Source organism: Micromonospora deserti, from assembly GCF_003236335.1.
Classification (GTDB): Bacteria; Actinomycetota; Actinomycetes; order Mycobacteriales; family Micromonosporaceae; genus Micromonospora; species Micromonospora deserti.
The window spans coordinates 1-6,603 of the sequence record NZ_POUB01000305.1; the positions used below are offsets into that span (position 1 = coordinate 1).

Below are 6,603 nucleotides of genomic sequence, written 5' to 3' on the forward strand. Positions count from 1 at the left end.
GCGGTGCCACGCCCGGATGGCCAGCAATCCCGCCAACTCCCCCTGCGAGCCGGCGTTGGGCTGCACGCTGACCGCGTCGTAGCCGGTCAACTCCGCCAGCCACCCCTCCAGCTGGGCGATCATCTCCGTGCGTCGACGGGTACGTCACCATGATCGCGGCCAGCGCGGTCCGGTGCTTGTCGATCTTCGCGTCGAGGTCGACCGGGTCGACGTTGCCGTCGGCGTCGCAGCCGACCACCACCACCCGCATGCCGGCCATCACCGCGCTGGCCGCGTTGGTGCCGTGCGCCGACGACGGGATCAGGCACACGTCACGGTGCCCCTCACCGCGGCTGCGGTGCCACGCCCGGATGGCCAGCAATCCCGCCAACTCCCCCTGCGAGCCGGCGTTGGGCTGCACGCTGACCGCGTCGTAGCCGGTCAACTCCGCCAGCCACCCCTCCAGCTGGGCGATCATCTCCCGGTAGCCGGCGGTCTGCTCGGCCGGCGCGAACGGGTGGATGTGCGCGAACTCCGCCCAGCTGACCGGCTCCATCTCGGTGGTCGCGTTCAGCTTCATCGTGCACGACCCGAGCGGGATCATCCCCCGGTCCAGGGCGTAGTCGAAATCCGACAGCCGGCGCAGGTAGCGCAACATCGCCGTCTCGGAGTGGTGGGTGCGGAACACCGGGTGGGTGAGGAAGTCCGACCTGCGGGAAAGCACCGCGGGAACCGACGCGTCAACGTCGCCGGTGACCCCGGCCACCCCGAACGCCGCCCACACCGCCTCCAGATGCGCCCCGGTGGTGGTCTCGTCGCAGGAGATCCCGACCCGGTCGGCGTCGACCAGCCGCAGGTTCACCCCTCGCCGCCCCGCCGCCGCGACCACCTGGGCCGCCCGGCCCGGCACCGTCGCGGTGACGGTGTCGAAGAACGCCACGTCCGCGACCGCGACGCCACCGGCGCGCAGCCCGGCCGCGAGCCGCGCCGCCATGCCATGGGTACGCGCCGCGATCGCGCGCAGCCCGTCCGGGCCGTGGTAGACGGCGTACATGCCGGCGATCACCGCCAGCAGCACCTGCGCGGTGCAGATGTTGCTGGTCGCCTTCTCCCGCCGGATGTGCTGCTCGCGGGTCTGCAACGCCAGCCGGTACGCCGGGTTGCCGTCGGCGTCGCGGGACACCCCGACCAGACGCCCGGGCAGCATCCGCTCCAGGCCCTCCCGAACCGCCAGGTAGCCGGCGTGCGGCCCGCCGAAGCCCATCGGCACGCCGAACCGCTGGGTGGTGCCGGCGGCGATGTCCGCGCCGACCTCCCCGGGCGGGCGCAGCAGGGTCAACGCCAGCAGGTCCGCCGCGACGGTGACCAGCGCCCCGGCGGCGTGCGCGGCCTCGACCAGGCCGCTGTCATCACGCACCGTCCCCGAGGCGCCCGGGTACTGCAGGTGCAGGCCGAAGAACTCCCCCGGCAGGTCGTCGCGCGTCACGTCGAGCACCCGCACGTCGATACCGAGCGGCTCGGCCCGGCTGGTGATCACCGCGATGGTCTGCGGCAGGGTGTCCGCGTCGACGACGTACACCTGGCTCCTGCTCCTGGACGCGCGGCGGGCGAGGGTCATCGCCTCGGCCGCCGCGGTGCCCTCGTCGAGCATCGAAGCGTTCGCCGTGGCCAGCCCGGTCAGGTCGCAGACCATGGTCTGGAAGTTCAGCAGCGCCTCCAGCCGGCCCTGGCTGATCTCCGGCTGGTACGGCGTGTACGCGGTGTACCAGGCCGGGTTCTCCAGCACGTTGCGGCGGATCACCGCCGGGGTGTGCGTGCCGTGGTAGCCCAGGCCGATCATGGACACGGCGACGGTGTTGCGGCCGGCCAGAGCACGCAACTCGGCCAGGGCGTCGTGCTCGCTGGCCGGCTCGGGCAGGTCCAGGGTGCCGTGCCAACGGATCACCTCGGGGATCGCGGCGTCCATCAGCTCGTCAATCGAGCCGTAGCCGACGGTCTCCAGCATCCGGCGCTCGCCAGCCGGGTCGGGGCCGATGTGGCGGTCGGCGAACTGCTCTGCGGTCATGGGCTGCGCCTCCGGGGGGCGAGGTCGACGGGTCGGCCTCCCCCTGAGTCGCGCCCGCGGGCGCTCCACAGTGCCTGCCCACGTGGTCCTTTTGCCTGAGAGGTTCCGGGGAGAATCTGCCCCTTCGGCGCCGCCCGGGTACGCCGGGCGGTCTCTCCCACGTGGGTGGTACCGGCATGGTCAACGCTACCAGCGGACGGGTTTCCGCCGGATGTCCCACCCCTGCCGCCAGCCGGCCGGCGCAGGTGAGACGGCCCTACCGGCCGGCCGGACTCATCCCCGCCGATACGGCCCCCACGCCCGAAGTCCGCGCCGCCGCGGCCACCGCCCGGTCCGCCAGATGCGGCAGCAGCCGGCCCAGCGGCGCGTCGACAGTCACCGCGGCGTACCCGTCGCCGCGCGTCGCCCCCTGGTTGACGATCGCCACCGGGATGCCCAGCTTTACCGCCCGCAGCACGAACCGCCGCCCCGACATCACCGTCAACGACGACCCGAGCACCAGCAGCAGCCGGGCCCGCTGCACCAGGTCGAAACAGCGCGCCACCCTCGCCGCGGGCACCGTCTCACCGAAGAACACCACGTCCGGCTTGAGCATGCCCGTGCCGCAGAACGTGCAGTCGACGGTGCGGAACGCGGCCACCTCGGCATCGGCGAGATCCACGTCACCGTCGGGGTTCACCGCGGCGACCCCCGCGTCGAAGCCCGGATTCGCCTCACGCAGCCGCCGGTCCAACTCCTCCCGGGAGGTCCGGTTACCGCAGTCGAGGCAGACCACCTCGTCGAGCCGCCCGTGCAGCTCCACCACGTCGGCGCTGCCGGCGGCGGTGTGCAGCCCGTCGACGTTCTGCGTGATGATCCCGTCGACCAGGCCGGCGTGCTGCAGCCGGGCCACCGCCCGGTGTCCGTCGTTCGGCGCGGCCCGGGCGATCAGCCGCCACCCCAGGTGGCTGCGCGCCCAGTAGCGGCGCCGCGCGTGCGCGTCCTCCGTGAAGGTCTGCCAGGTCATCGGGGTGTGCCGGCGAGCCGCGCCGCTGGACCCCCGGTAGTCCGGGATGCCCGACTCGGTGGACAGCCCCGCCCCGCTCAGTACCACGACCCCACCGGCGGCCACCAGCCCCGCCAGCGCGTCCACCGTCTCCGTCACCTCACCAATGCTGCCTCACCGGCCGCCGCCGCGCCGAGGTGCGCCGGGGGCCGGAGCCGCCCCGGGTCCGGCCGCTAGGTTGGCGGTATGCGTGTCGTCATCGCCGGAGGCCACGGCAAGATCGCCCGCCTGCTGGAACGTGAACTCGCCGGGCGCGGCGACAACGCCGTCGGCCTGATCCGCAACCCCGACCACGCCGCCGCGCTGACCGCCGCGGGCGCCCACCCGGTCGTGGCCGACCTGGAGCGGGTCGGCGTCGCCGACCTCGCCGGGCACGTCGGCGGCGCGGACGCGGTGGTCTTCGCCGCCGGCGCCGGCGCTGGCAGCGGCGCCGCCCGCAAGGACACCGTCGACCGGGCCGCCGCAGTGCTGCTCGCCGACGCCGCCGAACTCGCCGGCGTCCGCCGCTACCTGCTCGTCTCCTCGCTGGGCGTGGACCGCCCACCCGCACCCGGCACCGACGAGGTGTGGGCGGCGTACCTGCGGGCGAAGAAAGCCGCCGAGGACGACCTGACCGGCCGGGACCTGGACTGGACCGTACTGCGGCCCGGCCGGCTCACCGACGACGCACCCACCGGGCGGATCACCCTCGACCGGCAGGTAACCCGCGGCGCGGTCACCCGCGCCGACGTCGCCCGCGTCCTCGTCGCCCTGCTCCACGAACCCCGCACCGCCGGGCTGGTCCTGGAACTGGTCGGCGGCAACACCCCGATCACCGACGCCGTCGCCACCGCCGCCACGGGCTGACCCGGGCCGGCCCCACGCACCCGGTGGCCGGCCCGCGACGGCAACGTCAGTGCTGATGACGGGGCAGCGCGCCCTGCCCCGCCGCGGCGGCAGGCGGGGCGATCCCCTGGACCAGCCGCTGCATCGTGCGGGCCAGGTGCTCACTGCCGTCATCGAGGTGCCGCGCCGCCGCCTGCATGTGCGAGATCATCATCTCGCCGTAGATCCGCAGCGCCTCCCGGCCGGCCACCCGTCGTCGAAGTTCGACCCGGCCGCGGCGCGGTAGTCCTGCACCACCAGCTCCGCCTCCTGCCGCGCCACCTCCGCCGCCGCCCGCACGTAGCTCAAGCTCACTCCTCGCGCTCACCGGGCTCGCCTTTCGTTCGCGGCTGCGGGGCTCGCAAGCTCACTGTTCGCGCTCACCGGGCACCTCCGGAATTGTCAGGCGCGGCCGACTGCTCCACCGCCGTCCGCCAGGCCGGGCCGTACCAGTGCGCACCCAGCCCCTCGTGGTGCAGCTGACCGGCGTGGTAACCGGCGCGGGTCAGCGCCCCCACCGAGTACGACACCATCTGGTCGGAGCCGCACACGAACACATGCCGGGACCGCCAGTCACCATCGGCCAGCGCCCGGTCCACCGGGTGCACGAACTCCCCCGGCCGGTGCAGGTCGGTACCGGCCACCCTGCTCGACGAGAGCCTTCACCGACGCCCAGCCAGTGCCGCCGGCCAGCAGCAGCAGATCCGCCGACCCCGCCGACCACAGGGTGAGCCGGTCACCCACCGGCGCCGCCAGGTGGATCTGGTCACCGACCGCCCATCCGTACACCAGCCGGGAGGAGACCGCGCCACCCGGCGCGGCCCGCACGTGCAGCTCCAGCGTGCCGTCCGCGCGCGGCGCGTTCGCCGGCGAGTAGTACCGCCAACCGCACCGCCGGGTGGGACACCCCGATCGACTGCCCCGGGGTGAACGGCAGCAGGTACTGCGGCCGCAGCGTCAGCACCGCCACGTCGAACGCCCGCCGCTCATGACCCACGATCTCCGCCACCCACCACGGCGGGTGCACCGCCTCGGCGGCCTGCGCGGCCTCGATCATCACCTGCGACACCAGCCCGTACGCGCCGGCCCAGTCCTGGGCCAACTCCTCGGTCCACTGGTCGCCGAGGAAATGCTGCAGCGTCGCCATCAGGGCCTCCCCAACGGCGGGGTAGTGCTCGGGGCGCACCGCGAACTTGCGGTGGTCCGCGCCGAGGTCCCGCAGGAACCCGACGAGCCGGTCCACCTGGTCCACGTTCGACACGATGTGCCCGAGCGCGGTGACCAGCCGGTCCCGCTGACCGGCCAGGTTCGTCGGGAACATCTGCCGGGTCTCGGGATGGGCCAGGAACAGCGTGGAATAGAAGTAGAGCGGCACCTGGTCGCCGTGCGCGACGACCAGGGACCAGCTCTGCTTGAGCCGGGCGACGTCCACCGCTCAGGCGTCCGTCGGATTCCCGCCGGCCACCACCTGGTCCTGCACCTGCGCCAGCACCGCCTGCACGTCGCCGATGACCTCGGCCGGGGCACCCAGCTCGGCCAGCGTCACCGCCAGGTACTCCCCCACCTTGGCGTAGTGCGCCAGCGGAATGCCCAACGGTTGATGCGCCTCGGCGAGGCCACGGCCGGCGTACTCGTTCGGGCCGCCGAGCACCACCGTCAGCATTAGTGCCAGATGCCGGCGCTGGCTCACCATGTCCACATCGCTGAGGTAGCCGGCGAGTTTCGGACCGGCGAGCACCTTGTCGTAGAACAGCTCGACGGCCGCCTTGACCGAACCGGCGCCACCGATGCGCTCGTAGTGCGAGATGGGGTGCTCTCTTCGGTAACCGTCACGGTCGTTCCTTCCGAACCTGGAGGGGTCGGCGCGGAGAGGCAACGGTCGGCTGGCGCGCGACGTCCGACCCGCCGGGACACCAGGGGGACCGCGTGTCGGACCGTAGCGTGTCGCGCGGCTCCAGTCGTGCCCGCGCAATCGGAATCCCGACACAGTCCATCACCGAGCGTCACCAGCCGAGCGGAAGCAAGCTCCACCAAGGGCAACGGCACCACCGCAGCCGTTCACGGCCACCGCCCCGGCACGCCATGGTCGCCGACCCCGACCGCTTCTCGACGGTCGGCGTCAGTCACGCCGCCGCTCAGCCGGCCCGACGCCGCGCCCGCCGCGCCGCCAACTCGTCACCCACCGGATCCACGGCCGCCGCCGGCTCCTGACCCGACACCACCGCCGGCTCCGCCGGCAGATGCGACAGCGACCCCTGGATCTCCTTGAACGCCCCACCGATCGCAATGCCGAACACCCCCTGGCCACCCTGCAACAGGTCGACCACCTCCTCCGGCGACCGGCACTCGTACACCGTCGTGCCGTCGGAGATCAACGTGATGCCCGCCAGGTCCTCCACCCCACGGGACCGCAGCGCCTCGATCGCCTTACGGATGTTCTGCAACGACACCCCGGCGTCCAGCAGCCGCTTCACCACCTTCAGCACCACCAGGTCCCGGAACGAGTACAACCGCTGCGTCCCCGAACCCGACGCGTCCCGCACGCTCGGCACCACCAGCGACGTCCGCGCCCAGTAATCCAACTGCCGGTAGGAGATCCCCACCGCGTGGCAGGCCGTCACACCCCGGTACCCCACAGCGTCGTCACCGT

General features: G+C 73.2%; 10 protein-coding genes and 1 riboswitch. Of the genes, 1 reads left to right on the top strand and 9 read right to left on the bottom strand.

Annotated elements, in window-relative coordinates; translation table 11 throughout:
- Both gcvP and C1I99_RS27635 read right to left on the bottom strand, forming a co-directional pair.
- Positions 1 to 2,044: aminomethyl-transferring glycine dehydrogenase (gene gcvP / locus C1I99_RS27630; protein ID WP_111137142.1), on the bottom strand; the 2,044-nt coding region annotated here is incomplete at its 3' end.
- Positions 2,045 to 2,117: 73 nt separating this feature from the next.
- A riboswitch (glycine riboswitch) is annotated at positions 2,118 to 2,214 on the bottom strand.
- Between the two features lie 86 nt (positions 2,215 to 2,300).
- The gene (locus C1I99_RS27635; RefSeq protein WP_111137143.1) at positions 2,301 to 3,197 is read right to left on the bottom strand and encodes an NAD-dependent protein deacetylase; all 897 of its coding nucleotides are present in this window, start codon (positions 3,195 to 3,197) and stop codon (positions 2,301 to 2,303) included.
- Positions 3,198 to 3,275: 78 nt separating this feature from the next.
- Here C1I99_RS27635 and C1I99_RS27640 point away from each other — a divergent pair, with 78 nt between their 5' ends.
- Positions 3,276 to 3,935 (top strand): NAD(P)H-binding protein, encoded by a 660-nt coding sequence (locus tag C1I99_RS27640; protein ID WP_111137144.1) that lies wholly within the window; start codon positions 3,276 to 3,278, stop codon positions 3,933 to 3,935.
- 46 nt (positions 3,936 to 3,981) lie between these two features.
- Here C1I99_RS27640 and C1I99_RS34270 read toward each other — a convergent pair whose 3' ends face one another.
- From C1I99_RS34270 to C1I99_RS27660, 7 genes are all read right to left on the bottom strand, one after another.
- Positions 3,982 to 4,125 carry a hypothetical protein gene (locus tag C1I99_RS34270; RefSeq protein ID WP_233512750.1) on the bottom strand — a complete coding sequence of 48 codons (144 nt, stop codon included), beginning with the start codon at positions 4,123 to 4,125 and terminating at the stop codon, positions 3,982 to 3,984.
- Positions 4,125 to 4,262, bottom strand: coding sequence for a hypothetical protein (locus tag C1I99_RS34275; protein ID WP_233512751.1), 138 nt, complete (start codon positions 4,260 to 4,262; stop codon positions 4,125 to 4,127). Before C1I99_RS34275 ends, C1I99_RS34270 begins: the two co-directional genes overlap by 1 nt.
- Before the next feature lie 71 nt (positions 4,263 to 4,333).
- A complete protein-coding gene (locus C1I99_RS34280; RefSeq protein ID WP_233512752.1) occupies positions 4,334 to 4,597 on the bottom strand; it encodes a hypothetical protein in 264 nt (87 codons plus the stop codon).
- Positions 4,527 to 4,781, bottom strand: coding sequence for a ferredoxin reductase domain-containing protein (locus C1I99_RS34285; protein WP_233512753.1), 255 nt, complete (start codon positions 4,779 to 4,781; stop codon positions 4,527 to 4,529). Before C1I99_RS34285 ends, C1I99_RS34280 begins: the two co-directional genes overlap by 71 nt.
- Positions 4,720 to 5,385, bottom strand: a complete 666-nt coding sequence (locus C1I99_RS34290) for a globin domain-containing protein (RefSeq protein WP_233512754.1) — start codon at positions 5,383 to 5,385, stop codon at positions 4,720 to 4,722. Before C1I99_RS34290 ends, C1I99_RS34285 begins: the two co-directional genes overlap by 62 nt.
- A gap of 3 nt (positions 5,386 to 5,388) precedes the next feature.
- Positions 5,389 to 5,829 carry a group I truncated hemoglobin gene (locus C1I99_RS27655; protein ID WP_233512755.1) on the bottom strand — a complete coding sequence of 147 codons (441 nt, stop codon included), beginning with the start codon at positions 5,827 to 5,829 and terminating at the stop codon, positions 5,389 to 5,391.
- 259 nt (positions 5,830 to 6,088) lie between these two features.
- A partial coding sequence (locus C1I99_RS27660; RefSeq protein WP_111137146.1) for a MerR family transcriptional regulator occupies positions 6,089 to 6,603 on the bottom strand: 515 nt, incomplete at its 5' end.

Coding starts and splice junctions, on each gene's coding strand:
- C1I99_RS27640 (WP_111137144.1), top strand. CDS start 3,276: ATGCGTGTCGTCATCGCCGGAGGCCACGGCAAGATCGCCCGCCTGCTG.
- C1I99_RS34270 (WP_233512750.1), bottom strand. CDS start 4,125: ATGATCTCGCACATGCAGGCGGCGGCGCGGCACCTCGATGACGGCAGT.